General features: G+C 65.8%; 14 protein-coding genes. 5 read left to right on the top strand and 9 right to left on the bottom strand.

The window, feature by feature from the left end; translation table 11 throughout:
* Positions 1 to 55: 55 nt before the first annotated feature.
* Positions 56 to 496: a MerR family transcriptional regulator gene (locus tag F5544_RS31735; protein ID WP_167476587.1), complete on the bottom strand. Its 441-nt coding sequence runs from the start codon at positions 494 to 496 to the stop codon at positions 56 to 58.
* A gap of 28 nt (positions 497 to 524) precedes the next feature.
* On the opposite strand from F5544_RS31735, the gene F5544_RS31730 reads away from it, so the two are divergent.
* Positions 525 to 1,214, top strand: coding sequence for a methyltransferase domain-containing protein (locus F5544_RS31730; RefSeq protein WP_167476586.1), 690 nt, complete (start codon positions 525 to 527; stop codon positions 1,212 to 1,214).
* 74 nt (positions 1,215 to 1,288) lie between these two features.
* On the opposite strand, the gene F5544_RS31725 is transcribed toward F5544_RS31730, so the two are convergent.
* The 3 genes from F5544_RS31725 to F5544_RS31715 are packed head-to-tail and all read right to left on the bottom strand — an operon-like array spanning position 1,289 to position 4,429.
* Positions 1,289 to 2,881, bottom strand: coding sequence for an ABC transporter permease (locus F5544_RS31725; protein WP_167476585.1), 1,593 nt, complete (start codon positions 2,879 to 2,881; stop codon positions 1,289 to 1,291).
* The gene (locus tag F5544_RS31720) at positions 2,881 to 3,774 is read right to left on the bottom strand and encodes an ABC transporter ATP-binding protein (protein WP_167476584.1); all 894 of its coding nucleotides are present in this window, start codon (positions 3,772 to 3,774) and stop codon (positions 2,881 to 2,883) included. The genes F5544_RS31725 and F5544_RS31720 overlap by 1 nt, the downstream gene beginning before the upstream one ends.
* A gap of 28 nt (positions 3,775 to 3,802) precedes the next feature.
* Positions 3,803 to 4,429 (bottom strand): TetR/AcrR family transcriptional regulator, encoded by a 627-nt coding sequence (locus F5544_RS31715; protein ID WP_167476583.1) that lies wholly within the window; start codon positions 4,427 to 4,429, stop codon positions 3,803 to 3,805.
* 186 nt (positions 4,430 to 4,615) lie between these two features.
* Between F5544_RS31715 and F5544_RS31710 the strand changes: the two genes are divergently transcribed.
* Positions 4,616 to 6,052 (top strand): cellulase family glycosylhydrolase, encoded by a 1,437-nt coding sequence (locus F5544_RS31710; protein ID WP_342760391.1) that lies wholly within the window; start codon positions 4,616 to 4,618, stop codon positions 6,050 to 6,052.
* A gap of 159 nt (positions 6,053 to 6,211) precedes the next feature.
* Here the strand turns inward: F5544_RS31710 and F5544_RS31705 are convergent, their stop codons facing one another.
* Positions 6,212 to 7,240 (bottom strand): FAD-dependent oxidoreductase, encoded by a 1,029-nt coding sequence (locus F5544_RS31705; RefSeq protein ID WP_167476582.1) that lies wholly within the window; start codon positions 7,238 to 7,240, stop codon positions 6,212 to 6,214.
* A gap of 215 nt (positions 7,241 to 7,455) precedes the next feature.
* Here F5544_RS31705 and F5544_RS31700 point away from each other — a divergent pair, with 215 nt between their 5' ends.
* Positions 7,456 to 7,923 (top strand): flavodoxin family protein, encoded by a 468-nt coding sequence (locus F5544_RS31700; protein ID WP_167476581.1) that lies wholly within the window; start codon positions 7,456 to 7,458, stop codon positions 7,921 to 7,923.
* 283 nt (positions 7,924 to 8,206) lie between these two features.
* Positions 8,207 to 10,408 (top strand): TIM-barrel domain-containing protein, encoded by a 2,202-nt coding sequence (locus F5544_RS31695; protein WP_238846765.1) that lies wholly within the window; start codon positions 8,207 to 8,209, stop codon positions 10,406 to 10,408.
* Here the strand turns inward: F5544_RS31695 and F5544_RS31690 are convergent.
* The 3 genes from F5544_RS31690 to F5544_RS31680 all read right to left on the bottom strand — a co-directional run bounded on the left by F5544_RS31690 (position 10,383) and on the right by F5544_RS31680 (position 13,790).
* Positions 10,383 to 12,281 (bottom strand): beta-galactosidase, encoded by a 1,899-nt coding sequence (locus F5544_RS31690; RefSeq protein WP_203217389.1) that lies wholly within the window; start codon positions 12,279 to 12,281, stop codon positions 10,383 to 10,385. The genes F5544_RS31695 and F5544_RS31690 overlap by 26 nt on opposite strands.
* Before the next feature lie 93 nt (positions 12,282 to 12,374).
* Positions 12,375 to 13,304: an ADP-ribosylglycohydrolase family protein gene (locus tag F5544_RS31685; RefSeq protein WP_238846764.1), complete on the bottom strand. Its 930-nt coding sequence runs from the start codon at positions 13,302 to 13,304 to the stop codon at positions 12,375 to 12,377.
* Between the two features lie 99 nt (positions 13,305 to 13,403).
* Complete coding sequence (locus F5544_RS31680) at positions 13,404 to 13,790, bottom strand: nuclear transport factor 2 family protein (RefSeq protein WP_167476579.1); 387 nt, start codon at positions 13,788 to 13,790, stop codon at positions 13,404 to 13,406.
* A gap of 81 nt (positions 13,791 to 13,871) precedes the next feature.
* Here F5544_RS31680 and F5544_RS31675 point away from each other — a divergent pair, with 81 nt between their 5' ends.
* Complete coding sequence (locus tag F5544_RS31675; protein ID WP_167476578.1) at positions 13,872 to 14,237, top strand: ArsR/SmtB family transcription factor; 366 nt, start codon at positions 13,872 to 13,874, stop codon at positions 14,235 to 14,237.
* Here F5544_RS31675 and F5544_RS31670 read toward each other — a convergent pair.
* Positions 14,204 to 14,836, bottom strand: a complete 633-nt coding sequence (locus F5544_RS31670; RefSeq protein ID WP_167476577.1) for a DUF4232 domain-containing protein — start codon at positions 14,834 to 14,836, stop codon at positions 14,204 to 14,206. The genes F5544_RS31675 and F5544_RS31670 overlap by 34 nt on opposite strands.
* Positions 14,837 to 14,965: the final 129 nt, after the last annotated feature.

The raw sequence follows: 14,965 nt of genomic DNA, 5'->3' as shown, positions 1-14,965 counted from the left end.
ATCAACGTGGGTACGTACTCGTCATCGTCCCGCGTCGGTTCGGGAGGGGTCCCCGCTATATCCAGTTGGTCTGGAGTCCTTCGACATTCGCGTCGGCGCGACCCGAACCCGTTGCGGCGGACGGCTGTAGGCGGGCGGCCAGGAGGCCTTGGAAATGCGGGCACGTCATGATGTCCTCGTGCGGGCACGGGCCGCCTTCGATCATGTCGAGTGCGGCTTGGGCGCGGGCGATTCGGGCCAGCAGCTTCTCGCGGTGGCGGGTGATGAGTTCATCGCGGGCCCGCGAAGATTCGGCGGCCAGCATCGTGCGGATATCCGCGAGCCCGAAGCCCGCCTCCTTCGAGATCAGGATCGCCGCTATCCGGTGCAGGTCCGCGTCGGTGTAGCGGCGGCGGTCACCTGCGCGGGCGGGTGACAGCAGTCCTTGTGACTCCCAATGGCGCAGCACGTGTGTCGGCAACCCGAACCGAGCCGCCACCTCGCCGATTGACTTCATGTCGACATTAAGTCGCAGAATTTCGGCCATGTCCACGTTGCTCACTCTGCTCGATGCGCTCGACGATCTACCGCAGGCCCGTAAGCTGCGAGAACGCACCTATGAAGCCCTTGGCGAAATCGTTGTCGACGTCGGCTGCGGTAGCGGACGCGCCGTCGGCGAGCTGGCCGCCCGAGGGGCGCGCGCCATCGGCGTCGACCTGGATCCGGAAATGCTCGAGATCGCCGTAGCACGTTGGCCCGCAAGCGAATTCCACCTCGCCGATGCCACCGCGCTGCCGCTCGACGACGGCTCGGTCACCGGCTATCGCGCCGACAAGGTGCTGCACGCCATCGCCGAGCCCGAACGGGCCGTCATCGAGGCCCGCCGGGTGCTGGCCAGAAACGGCCGCGCGGTGCTCGTCGGCCAGGACTGGGATACCTTCGTGATCGACTCCGACGATCCCGAACTCACCCGCGCACTCGTGCACGCTCGCGCGGACCGCCTGCCGAACCCGCGTATCGCCCGCAGATACCGAAACCTGCTGCTGGACAACGGATTCACCGATGTCACCGTCGAGGTGCACACGATCGTGTGGACCGACACCACCGGCCTGCCGACGCTTGCCAATATCGGCGGCGAAGGCCCCTGGCTCGACGAACAAGCCGCAAGGGCTCGTAATGACCGGCTGTTTCTAGCCATCCCGATGTTCGTCGCCTCCGGCACCCGCGCCGACTGAATATCGGCCACGTCGAGTCGAATTCCACCTTAGGACAATCGAATTCATAGTCGGTCCGTGAATCACACCGGCGTTCAGCCGAAGTCGCGGCGGCTCAGTCCGATCAGACCCGCGGTCACCAGCAGCGCGGTGCAGGCCAGCGGCACCAGCAACGGCAGTGGCCGCCACGCCGCGCCCGAGGCGATGTCGGGGATGTAGTGGAATGGCTCGAAAACCGTTCCGTGCCAGAGGCCGTACAGCGGTCCGACGATGCGGCCGAGTACGACGACGGCGATCCAGGTGATCCAGCCGATGGGCACGCACGACCGCGGCGCGAGACCGTAGGCGCAGGCGCAGATCGCGCCGACCAGGAGCGCGGCGGGGACGGCGGCCAGCGATTCACCGGCGATATCCGGCAGTTCCGTGCGCGGCTCGCCCACCACGGCGGCGAAGATCGCGCCGAACACGAACCCGGAGACCGTGAGCAGCCCCGCGGTTCCCGCCGCAGTGACGGCGAGATGGCCTGCGGCCCAACGGAGCCGGGTCATCGGAGTGCCCTGGAGTAGTTCCGCGGTGCCCGCGGTCTCGGCGCGCCGCATGTGCTGCACCATCAGCACCGGGTAGAGCGCGACGACGTAGCCGAAGATGAGCACGATAGGCGTCGGCGCGGCTCGCAGCACGGAAGTCGACGAGGCGCCGAACGCGTCCAGCAGCCGGGTGATCGCGGGAGATGGTGCGTTCGCCAACTGATTCGCGAGGGTGCTCGCCGCGCCCGCGCCCGCCGCGAAGATCGTCATGCCGACCGCCCACCGCGCGAGCGAGCCGCGATGCAGCCGCCACGACAGGCTGATGGGGCCGCGGAGTGCGGGAGCCCGTGCGGGGCCACGGCTTTCGGGGACGAGACCCGCGCCGAGATCGCGTCGTCCGGCGAGACGATAGGCGAGAGCGGCCAGCGCGACGGCCGCGGCCAACGACAGTGTCAGCGCCCACCACCGGTCGGCGCGATACGGGTCGACCAGATGACTCCAGCCGATGGGGGATACGTATTTCAGCCACAGCCGGCCGGTGGCGTCACCGGCGTAGCGCAGGCCATAGGCGAGTCCGAGCGCCGAAAGCGCGATAGCCCTTGCGGTATGGGCGGTTTGCGCCAGCTGGGCGGCGACGGCTCCGAGTGCGCCGAAGACCAACCCGGCCGCCGCGATCGCCGCGCCATATGCGAGCGAACCGATGGCCGGCATGCCGCGGGCGACCAGAACGAGGGTGGTCGCCGTACCGGCGAGCAGCGCGACACCATCCGAAACCAGCAGTGCCGCGGTCAATATCGCGAAGCGTCCGATCGGGCCGGAGCGCAGCAGCTCGGCCTGGCCGGAATCCTCGGCGGCTCGGGTGTTCCGGATGACGGTGGTCGCCGCGGCCAAACCGCTTGCCAAATAAAGGAATCCACCGCTGCGCCAGGCGGCGAGCATGGGCAGATCCGGTTCGACGGTGCCGCCGCCGAGCGCGCGGAAGAATGCGTTGTGGTTGATCATCGTGGTGTAGGTGAGTTTCAGCTCCGCCGTGCCCATATTCCGGTTGATATAGCCGATCATCACCAGAGCGCCGCCTGCGATGAGCAGGATCCACCAGGGCGCGATCCGGCCTTCTCGGCGCAGCGCCACCCGCAACAGGATCGGTGTTCCGGCGTTCATCAGCGCACCGCATGCGACGAGTAGTACCGCAGGAACAGCTCTTCCAACGTCGGTGGCCTGCTCACCAGGCTGCGGACGCCGATCGCGGCGAGCGTGCGCAATACCGGATCGAGCAGTTCGGTGTCGACCTCGAAGCAGACCCGATCGCCGACTGCGCGCAGTTCGTGCACTCCCGGTAGCTCAGCGAGTTCGCTTGCGGGGCCGGTCAATTCGGCCTCGATAGCGGTGCGCGAGAGGTGTCGCAGCTCGGCGAGTGTTCCGGTGTCGACGGTGCGGCCGTCGCGGATGAGCGTCAGCCGATCGCACAGCGCCTCCACCTCGGCCAGGATGTGGCTGGACAGCAGCACGGTGCGGCCGTGTGCCCGCTCCTCGTTGACGGTTTCGCGGAATGCCGACTCCATCAAGGGATCCAGGCCGGAGGTCGGTTCGTCGAGGATCAGCAGTTCGACATCGGCGGCCAGCGCCGCGATCAACGCGACCTTCTGTCGGTTGCCCTTCGAATAGGCGCGGGTCCTGGTGCGCGGATCGAGGTCGAAACGTTCGATGAGTTGTTGTCGCCGAACGAGATTCGCGCCGCCGCGCAGTTGCAGCAGCAGATCTATCATCTCGCCGCCGGACAGCGATGGCGGCAGCGCGACATCGCCCGGGACGTACGCGAGCCTGCGGTGCAGGGCGGTGGCGTCACGCCACGGATCGCCGCCGAGCAGCCGCGCCTCGCCCCCGTCCGCACGGAGCAGTCCGAGCAGGATCCGCAGGGTGGTGCTCTTGCCCGCGCCGTTCGGGCCGAGGAAGCCGTGCACCTCGCCGGTGCGGACTCGCAGGTCGAGTCCGTCGAGGGCGCGGGTGTGGCCGAATGTCTTGACCAAACCGCTGACCGAAATCGCGTCAGTCATGGTGACCTTCTCGAATTATGTTGTGAATTCAGATCTTTGGTAAACGGTCGCGAATGGCGGCCGCTTCTTCGACGCTGAGGTAGGGGTGCGAGTAGAGATCGAGCAGTACCCGCGCGAGCAGATCGCTGCCCTCGCGGCTGGTGAGGTCGATGCCGAGTGTGCGCTGCACGTGGTCGCGCAGCACGGTGACCGACAGCGCCATGGCCGCGCCCACCGCCGCGCGTGCGGTGGCGGGCACCTCGGGTGCGTCCGTGCGCTTCTTGTCGAGTTCGATGAGCCAGTGCTCGGCGAGTTCGACGAGTTTGTCGTAGAACGGCGCGGCCCGTCCTTCGACGAGTGCCCGCGCCAGGTAGCGCTGGTAGGGCCCGAAGGCCGCCGTGCCGACCGCGACGTAGTTGACCTCGCCCAGTGCCGGGTCGGCGCCGACCTGATCATTGATCTGCTCCAGTGACCTGGCCAGGTACGCGTCGCACGCGTCGCGCAACGCCTCCTTGGAGCCGAAGTGGTGCCGAATCAAACCCGATGAGACGCCTGCGGTTTCGGCGATGCCCCGGATGGTCGCCGCGTCGAAGCCGTACTCGCCGAAGTGATGGAATGCCGCGTCCCGGATGCGGGCGCGCGCGGTGAGGTCCTCGGGGGCCGTGGGTGGTGCCATCTTGTCGCCTATCCGTGTGTGTACCTGGCTACACGCACGGTTACTTTACTACACGCGTGTGTAGTACGCCATGGTCTTCGCGGTTGCGCGGCGGTCCGTTCCCCAGTTGTCTTTCGGCCCAGAACATTTCGATTCCGCGGCCGGTTCGGGAGACACTCTTTGTCTCGGACGACCAAAGGGAATCTCGTGAAGATATCGCGGCGAATGTTCATCGTGCCGGTATTGGTGGTGCTGTCGCTCTGCTCGAGCTTCATCGCCGGTGCCGAGGCCGCACCGGCTTCGATCGGTGCGCTGCATGTCGAGGGGAATGCGCTGATCGATGAATTCGGGCGAACGGTGCTGTTGCACGGCGTGAACAACGTGCACAAGGAGGCGCCGTTCGTGCGGCTCGGCGACGGATTCACCGTCGGCGAAAAGGATGCGGAGTTGTTGGCGCGGCACGGTTTCAACACCGTGCGGCTCGGCGTCGGCTTCGAGGCGTTGATGCCGACGCGCGGCGTTGTCGACGGCGAATTCCTGGACCGGGTCGCGGCGGTGGTCGATATGCTGGCCGCGCACGGCATCTACACCCTGCTCGACGATCATCAGGACGGTTTGTCGAAGATCTGGGGCGGCAACGGATTTCCGGAATGGGCGATCGAGGCGCGCCCGGATCCGTGGGAGCCGAATCCCGGATTCCCGCTGTATTACCTGATGCCGAGCATGAACAGCGGCTGGGACGAGGTGTGGAACAACACGCACGGGGTGTTGGATTATCTCGGCACCGCGCTGGGCGCTCTGGCCGCCAAGATGAACGGCCACCCAGGGGTGCTCGGCATCGAGCTGATGAACGAGCCGTGGCCCGGTTCGGCATTCACGGCATGCTTTCCCGACGGCTGCCCGGATTTCGACGCCAAATATCAGGCGGCGATGCAGCGGCTCACCGATGCGGCACGCACATCCAACGCGACGATCCCGCTGTTCTGGGAGCCGAATGTGACCTGGAACGAGACGATGCCCACCAACCTCGGCAAGAATCCGCCCATCACCGCGCCGAATATCGTCTTCGCACCGCACGACTACTGCATCCCGAGTCAGCTCGCCATCTATCTCGGGCTACCCGAGGAGTTGCGCGGGCTGTGCTCGGTCCAGCAAGACAAAACCTGGTCGAATATCGACTCCTTCACCCAGCGCACCGGAATCCCAACGCTGGTCACCGAATTCGGCGACGGTGACGTAACCGTCCTGCACAACACGCTCACCCACGCCGACGAACACTTCATCGGCTGGCAGTACTGGCACTATCAGTCGATCTTCGGCCCCGGCGGCGATAAACCAGACCCGTTCTCCGGCGACCTCGGCGCCCAGCTGATTCGCACGTACCCACAGGCGACCGCAGGCACCCCGCATCAAATGTCCTACGACCCGTCCAACGGAACCTTCACGTACACCTACGCCCCGCGCCCATCCACCAAACCAACCGAAATCTACATCTCCGACCTGGCTTACCCGAACGGATACGAAATAAGGGCCGACCACGGAACCGTCACATCCCCGCCAGGTGCGCGCACAGCCACAATCGAGGCCAGCGGTCCCGACCCCGTAACCGTCCACATCAACCGCCCCGGTTCATCCACTCCGTAATCGTCTGGCAGACAGTCGAATCCGGATACCACTGTGTCGGTGCGGTTGACGCGGGGGCCGGGTAATCACTTCGCCGGGGAGATCGGTGGGATCGCGGTTTTCGATGACGCGTTGACGGGGCAGGGTGTGTGGTCTTGCGCGCGGGTGAGGGTCGTTGGGTCAGCGGCGGGTGCGGAAGGTGCGGGTGAGTTGGTCGCGGTCGGTGGTGATTTGGGCGCGGCGGGTGGACATGGCTTCGGCGGGGTCGCGGTCGGTGAGGATGGCGTGGGTCAGGGCGGCGGCGTCTTCGATGGCCTCGCGGGCGCCTCTCGCCGCGGCGGGAGTTATCGCGTGATCGGCGTCGCCGCAGAGGATTACGGGGAGTTGCGGGGGTCGGGCGTCGGCGAAGGGGACGTTGCGGGTGTTGGAGATGTGGACGGTCGAGGTGTTCGCCAGGATGATTTCGATGAGGTCGGCGGCGGATGGTGCGGTGGCCAGTACGGTGCTCGACAATTCGGCCGTCGGGTGGAAGCCGATGTCCTGCTGCGGAATCGGATCCTGGGTCAGGCGGGCGAACCAGAAGACGCCGGTGTCGTTCCACAGGTGGCCGAATGTGCTGCGCGGCATGGGCGTATCGGCGAGGACGCCGTCGAAGTGCAGCACGCCGGGCTCGGTGGGCAGGGGGACCGGATGGTCGCTGATCCCGTACATGACGGTCTGGCCCGCGAATACGGGTACGCGATCGGGTTCGATGTGGGCGCGGACGAGGGAATCGATTCCGTCCGCGGCGATTACCAGTTCGTCGGTGCCGAGAGCTCGGCCATCGCTGTAAATAGTGCCTGTGGCACTGTCTATTTCGGTGACGGTATATCCATGATGAATGGAAATCCCTGCGGTATCGGCGAATTCGGTGAGCAGCCGCATCAGGTCGGGCCGGGTGAACAGGCGGTGGCCGCGATTGGGCGCGATCTGCCGGGATTCGGGTAAATAGTGATAGTGCACGCCTGAGATCGGGTGCGCCGCTTCGTCGAGTCGTGCGGAGGCGATGCCGAGTTCGAGTAGCGTGTCCTGTGCGACCTGGTCGAGGGTGACGAAAGCGCCTGTACCCGTTCGGCTTTGGCGTTCGTACACGGTGACCGGGTGACCGTTGCGGGCGAGCGCGCCCGCGAGAGTGGTGCCCGCGATTCCGCCGCCGATGACGGTGACCATTCGCTACTCCCCAGGGTTGGCGATAGTCGCGAGGCTATCGGATCGGGACAACACCGGGAACCGGTACTGGTGTGATCGCAACCACATTCCACTGGTGTCACGGTCCGTGCTCGGGTGGTGTCTTGGAGGTATGCGGCCGATCCGGTCGGGGGTGGAGGAAGCTCTCGGACGGATCAGGCCGACGCAACACCGGAACCGATGAATGGAGCATCGTCATGAAGGCATTGATCGTGTGCGTCTCCGTGTCGCACGGCAACACACGGAAGATCGCCGACGTTATGGGGCAGGTGCTGCAGGCCCGCGTCGTCGAACCCGAGCAGGTCGATATCGCCGAACTCGCCGACTACGACCTCATCGGATTCGGTTCCGGCATCTTCTTCCAGGCATTCCATCCGCGGCTGCGCCAGTTCGTCCGTTCGCTTCCCGAGGCCGAGCGCGGCCGGGCGTTCGTCTTCAGCACCAGCGGGTTCCCGCCGGTGTTCCGTCCATTCGTGCGCCTGGTCGAGCGGAAGGGCTTCGAGGTGGCCGACACGTTCTCCTGCCGCGCACTCGACACCATGCCGCCGTTCAAACTCGTCGGCGGCGTCAACAAGGACCGGCCGAACGCCGAGGACCTGGCGGCCGCGCACGCATTCGCCGAGGGGTTGCGCTCCCGAGCCGAAACCGCGACCCGGGCGCGCTGAACCGCTGAACGAGCCGATATGCAGGTGCTGCCGCCGCGTCAGGTCGCCGTGCTCATCCTGCGTGACGTACTCGAATTTCCGGCGGCGCAGGTCGCCGAGCCCATCGATTGTTTGCGGGAACCCCTGTCACCCAGTCGATTTCCCCAGTGCAGGGGTGGGTGTTCGGGTGGTACATCTAGGCGCGTCGTGCTTGATCGGGTGAAAGTCCTGTGAGGTTCCTGTGTGGAGAGTCGCGCGTCTGGTTCTTGGTTTGTTGTTGGCGATGGCGGGCACTTTGGTTGCCGTGCCTACGGCCGGCGCCGATTCGGCGGGCCAACTCACCGATCTCACCGGTGTTGTCGTCGACGGTTCGATGACGACGTTGTCCGCGGGTTCGGCCGCCGTGCGGGTGAGTTTTCCGAATTCCCGTGCGGTACGGGTGCATTTGGCTCCGGACGGGCAGTTCACCGATCCGGCGGGCGACAAGATCGTGCTGCCGACCGGGACCGCGCCCGCGGTTCCGAATAGGGTTGACAGGGGCGACTATTGGGCATTGTCGACCGACAAGTTGACCTTGCGCGCCTACAAACACCCGCTGCGTTTCGCGCTGTACGACGCCGCCGACACCCGGCAGATCTGGGCCGAGACGGCCCCGCTTTCCTGGACCCAGGACAGCGCCACTCAGAGTCTCGGTCGCGGCGAGCAGGAGCAGTTCTTCGGCGGCGGCGAACAGAACGGCCGATTCAGCCACGGCGACCAGACCATCAAGATCTTCGCCGACGACAACTGGAACGACGGCGGCGCACCGAATTCGCAGCCGTTCTACCTGTCCAGCAACGGATATGGCGTGCTGCGCAACACCTTCGCGCCCGGCGAATACGCCTTCGCGGATCCGGTGCGCACCACCCACAAGGAGCGCCGCTTCGACGCGATCTACGTCGTCGGCGACCACCCCGAGCAGGTGATCTCCGCCTACACCGCGCTGGTCGGCCGCCCGTTCCTGCCGCCGATCTACGGATTGGAGATGGGCGATTCCGACTGCTACCTGCACAATGCCAACCGCGGTGAACGCCACACGATGGATGCGGTGAAAATCGCGGACGGTTATGTGCAGAACCAGATTCCCAACGGCTGGATGCTCGTCAACGACGGATATGGTTGCGGCTACGAGAATTTGCGGCAGGTCGGCGAGGGTCTGCGCAACGACGGCATGCAGCTGGGCCTGTGGACCGAGAACGGACTGCCGCATCAGGACGAGGAGGTCAAGGCCGGGGTGCGGGTGCGCAAACTGGATGTGGCCTGGGTCGGTCCCGGCTATCAGTTCGCCCTCGACGGCTGTGATACCGCCCATCGCGGTATCGAAGACAACAGCGACGCACGCGGATTCGTCTGGACACCGGTGAGTTGGGCCGGGGCGCAACGGTGTGCGGTGTTGTGGAGCGGTGATCAGTCCGGCTCCTACGACTACATCCGCTGGCAGATCCCGACCTACGCCGGTTCGGCGATGTCCGGAATCGCCTACAACACCGGCGATGTCGACGGGATCTTCGGCGGCAGCCCGCAGACCTACACCAGGGACTTGCAATGGAAGGCCTTCCTGCCGACCATCATGTCGATGGACGGCTGGGCGCCCGCCGACAAACAACCGTGGCGCTACGGCGAACCGTACACCTCGATCAACCGAAAGTATTTGCAGCTCAAGGAAAGGCTGCTGCCATACAGCTACAGTTACGCCGTCGAGGCGAACCGGACCGGCGTCGGCCAGATCCGGCCGCTCGCGCTGGCGTATCCGGACGATCCCGCGACCTGGGGTGATCAGGCGCGCTACGAATTCCTCTGCGGCAAGGACTTTCTCGTCGCGCCGGTGTACAGCGATACCGAGGTGCGGGACGGGATCTACCTACCCGAGGGCACCTGGATCGACTACTGGACGGGTCGCACCTGGACGGGCCCGACCACGGTCGACGGCTACTCCGCTCCGCTGGACACCCTGCCGCTGTTCGTCCGCGCCGGGGCGGTGGTGCCGATGTGGCCCGACGGCACCCGATCGTGGCGGACCCGGGACACCGGCGTACTCGACCTGGACGTCTATCCGCAGGCCGAAGGCGCCTTCACGCTCACCGAGGACGACGGGGTGACCCGCGCCTATCAGCAGGGACAGCAGGCCACCCAGGACTTCACCGTGCGAACGCCCGACTCCGGGGTGGAGGTGACGATCGGCGCGAATGTCGGTTCGTATCAGGGGAAACCGGCCGCACGGCGTTATGAGCTCGCGGTGCACACCGGCTCCGCCCCGGATGCGGTGCGCACCGACGCGGGCGCGTTGACCCAGCGGGCCAGCAAGGCCGATCTCGACAGCGCTCCCAACGGCTGGTGGTATGACGAAAACGACCGCGGCGGAATCGTTTACGTCAAAACCGACCCGGTGGATGCGGCCGCGAGTGCGACGGTGTGGCTGACCGGCGGATCGGACAGCGGTTTCAGGACAGGGTCGGCGCGAAGGTGATCGGCTTCGCCTCGGTCTGATGCAGGTCGAAGACGATGATCCGGTTCTCGCCCTCGCGCAGCCATGGGCCGGGGCAGAACAGCCGCCGCTGCGGGCCGATGGTCCAGTAGCGGCCCAGATTCCGGTCGTTGACGTAGACGAAACCCTTTGTCCAGCCCGACATGTCGAGGTAGGTGTCGGCGACGGTGGTCAGCGTGACGGTGGCCGCGAAGAACAATCCGGGCCTGCCCGGATCGGACACCGTCGGCGTGAGGCCCGCGATGTAGGGCTCGTCCATCGGCAGCAGGAAGACCTGCCAGCCGGTGAGCGGCCCGGCGTTGCGCAGCGAAACGGTTTCCAGAATGCCCTTCCTGTCGACCATCGCATGCCCGAAGTTGGTGCGCCCCATGCCTTCTACCAGAATGTCGAGCACCGGTTCGGAGCCGGTCGATCCGGGGTCGCGCAGCGTGAGCGGCTCGTTGTTGTTGGTGACGTTCAGGCCGATGGAGAGTTCGTCGGGGATCCGGGCGCGGGAGAAGCCGCCCGCATATCTGCCGTTCAGGAATACCGTCGCGTAGTCGTGCACCCACCTGATATCGAGCGTCGCGCCGGTATAGCCGGTCAACGGTTTGCGGTAGAGCGCGAAACCGAAGTTCTGGCCGTACATTTCGAACGGCCGCGGATCGTCGGTCTGGTCGGCGGGGAGGGCGGCGGGCAGGTTGTCCCAGACCGAGGCGTACGGCTCCGGGGTGAATGTTTCGGCCGGGAGCGTCGGAATCGGTTCGGGGATATCGGGCAGCGGGGTGGTGAGATGGCTGCCGATGATGTTCCGATAGGTGCGATAGCGGTCGGTGGCCACTCCTTGTTCGGTGATGGGCGCGCAATAGTCGTAGCTGGTGATGTCGGGCTGGTAGTTGCCGGATGAATTGTCGGCGTTGGCGCCGGCGAAGAAGCCGAAGCTGGTGCCGCCGTGGATCACATAGATATTGAAGGACAGGCCCTGCTCCATGAAGGCCTTCAGGTCGGCCGAGATATCGCTGTCGGCGCCCTGGAAGGTGGCATCGCCCCAGTGGGTGAGCCAGCCGGGATACACCTCACCGGCCATCGCGGGTACCGCCGGAAAAGCCTTGCGCGCCTCGGCGATAGCCGACGCGTTCCCGCCGCTCAGCGCGATCGCGCCGCCAGAGACATTGCTGTGGTTGGATCGCACCTGATCGAGGCCGTCCTCGGTGTAGAACGGCCCGTCGATGCCGCCGTCCACCCAGAGTTGCCTTATTTCCGCCGGATATCCGGGATCGTTCCCGTACGACCCGTACTCGTTCTCGATCTGGATCATCAGGATCGGTCCGCCATTGCCGATCATCAGCGGCCGCACCCGGGGGATGAGTTGATCGAAATAGCGGCGTACCGCGGCCAGGTAATGCGGATCGTCCGCCGATTTCACCCGTAGCTTGATATCCGCATTGCGCAGCAGATACGAGGGAATGCCGCCCAGATCCCACTCGCCGCAGACATACGGCCCCGGCCGGAGCAGCACCCACATGTCCTCTTGCTGGCACAGCTTGATGAAGCCCTCGAAATCCCTTCTGTCCGTGGTGAAGTCGAAGACGCCCTCTTGCTCCTCGAGATAGTTCCACATGATGTAGAGCGCGATCGTATTCATTCCCATGGCCTTGGCCATCCGAATTCGATGCCGCCAGTACTCCACCGGAATGCGGGCCGGATGCATTTCGCCGCTGCGTATCTGAAAGGGCTTGCCGTCCAGCAGGAATGCGCTCCCATCCGCCGCGAACCCGAACGAGTGTCCCGCCGCCCGCGCGGGGATGGTTCCGGTGACGGCCATGGCGGCGAGCGGGCTCAGCGCGCTGATCCCAAGAAAACGGCGTCTATTCACCTATTGGATGATGACACCGATGCGCCATTCCCGTATTCCCCAGTGGGTTGGGGAATTGCCGAAAAGAATTCGGTTACAAGGAAATTGGTGATGTCAGGACAACCACCTTCGAATGAATCCGGAGTTCTTCCGCCGTCGGGTGCGGACCGGATCGAGCCAGCCGGGCAACGGTTCTCGCGCGGCGAGCCAGGCCGGTGGTGCGCCGGTGTTGGCGGCGACGATTCCGCCGACGATGGCGCTGGTCGTGTCGATATCACCGCCCGCGGCGATGCAGGTGGCGACGGCCGTCGGGTAGTCGCCCAGATGCGTTGCCGCTACCCACAGCGTGAACGGCACCGTGTTCTGCGCGGTTACCCGGGATCCGTTGCCGAGTTCGGCCGCGGCCTCCTCGAATGACGAGCCGAGCAGGGCGCGGGCGCGGCGGATCAGTCGGCTCGTCTCGCCGTCGTCGAGCCGGTCGAGGATGGCGGTGATGAATTCCGCTGGGGCGGGCCGAATCCCGCTCATGCGAGCATGGGCGGCCTGACCGGCCGCGAGTGCGACCGCGACCGCGCCGGCGACGCCTTCGGGATGCATATGCGTCACCTGCGCCGATCGGATCGCCTCGGCGGCAATCTTTTTCGGGTCGCCGGCGAAGTAGGCGCCCAGCGGTGCCACTCGCATGGCCGCACCGTTGCCGCAGGAACCCTGATGATCGAATGCGGCTCCGGCCGCCGTTCGCCAGTGCCCACCATCCCGGATGCGCCGCAAGGTGTCGGCCGCCAGGAAGCCGTAGTCGCGGCTGCGGTCGAACCGTTTCGCGAAGGCGCCGGCCAGCCGGTCCTGATCGATCCCGCCGTGGCCGAGGAGTTCGGCGACCACGCTGCAGGCCATTTCGGTGTCGTCGGTCCACCGCCACGGCCCGCCCGGCAGGTCACCGGCCCGAAGATCCGGAATCGACCGCCGCATGATCGGAAACTCCGCGCCGAGCGCATCCCCCACGGACAGCCCATCCAGTGAGTCGAACATCAAATCGACATGCATCACGACCGATGGTATCCGGAACGCCGGATCGTGGTGTTCAGCTGTAGGCATCGAAGCCGAGGCGTCCATCGCCTGAACGACGCTGTCCGGCACCGGCGTTCAGACGGCGAAGAAGCGTTCCATCATCGGCACATCGGAAATGTGGGTGTCGATCGTGGTGATGCGGCCGTCCCGGCAGGTGAAGACGATGGCGAGCCACTCGTCGAGTTCGGCGTCGGCGCGGCGGGCCGTGTTGTGCACCGTGACCGCGATGCTGCGGTAGCCCAGGTGCAGATGTTGCGGTTCGATCGTCACATTGGCCGAGGTGATGGTCCGCGCCCGGTCGAGCACCGCGGTCGGGCCGTGGGCCTCGCCGGAGATCGGGCCGGTGCCCGGCAGCGTCCACACCACGTCCTCGTTCAGTGTTGCCCGCGCGGCGGGCCAATCCTTCGCGCCGACCGCGCGGAGGAATTCCTGCACTACGGCGGCATCGGGCGAAACGGTCACGGGTCAACTCTCCAGTTCGATAGTTCGAGTTTGCGGAACTATCGAACTGTAACTGTTCGTGGGTTCGAATACAATCGAACAGTGCCACCACTCCCACACCCCGGCCGCGCGCAGTTGCAACTGGCGGATGTCCTTGCGGCCCTGGGGCATCCGCTGCGATTGCGGATCGTTCGAGCACTGGCCACGGGGGAGGAGCGCAGCTGCGGAACAGTACTGCCGGACGGTGCGAGCGTGCCGAAATCCAGCGCCAGCCACCATTGGCGAATACTGCGCGAGGGCGGTGTCGTGCGCCAGCGCCGAGACGGCCGCTACCTGATGGTGTCGCTGCGTCGCGACGATCTGGCGGCGCGATTTCCCGGGTTGTTGGACGTTGTTGTCGCGGCTGATACTTCGGAGGCGACCGCGGCGGATGATCAGTTGCCGCCGACGCCGACCGGGAAGACGTAGGGACGTGCGTGTGTCGAGCCGAAGAGATCGACGACCTTACGGCCGGGCCAAGGCCACGGGAAGCTGACGGTTGTCGAGGTATTCGGCGGCGTCACCAGCAGACGGGCCGGGTCGATGGTCAACGACGTGGCGTTGGCGTCGGGATGCTCGGGGTCGTAGACGCCGAGTCCGCCGGAGGTCTTCGCCGAGACGGTCTGGCCCGCTGAAACCGTCACGGGTACCGGCGGTTTGAACTGTTCGCGGTCGAAATCGTTCGTCTGCCCCGCCGTGTCCACCAAGGCCACGCCCGGAAATCCGTTGAGCGTGCATGCGCGACCGGAAACGTTGGTGAAGTCGATTTCGGCGACGACCACGCTCGGCACGGGCTGTTTCGCATCCCAACCGGGAATACCGACCTTCAAATCCGAAGCCGCGCACTGGATATCGCTTTTCGACTGCTGTCGCGTATCGACGCCGGAGGGTAGTGCGACGGATCCGGCGGTGGTCGTGGCTGGGGCCGCCTTGTCGGTCGATCCCGAACATCCCGCCAGAGCCAGCACGGCGGACCCGATCACCGCTGCCCACATGGGATGTCGCATATCCATCTCCCGCATCGTCATGAGATGGATGCTTGCCCACCTCCTCTGCCGGGGGACAGTAGGGGCGAGGTGCTGCCGCGTCAACCAGACGCGCACTCGCTGGACTCGGACCGAGTCATACGGTCGGCCGCGGATCCGAGCGTTCCGAGG

This window comes from Nocardia arthritidis (genome assembly GCF_011801145.1).
Classification (GTDB): Bacteria; Actinomycetota; Actinomycetes; order Mycobacteriales; family Mycobacteriaceae; genus Nocardia; species Nocardia arthritidis_A.
The sequence above is the reverse complement of the archived record's forward strand: the minus strand, read 5'-3'. Positions and strand labels throughout refer to the sequence as shown.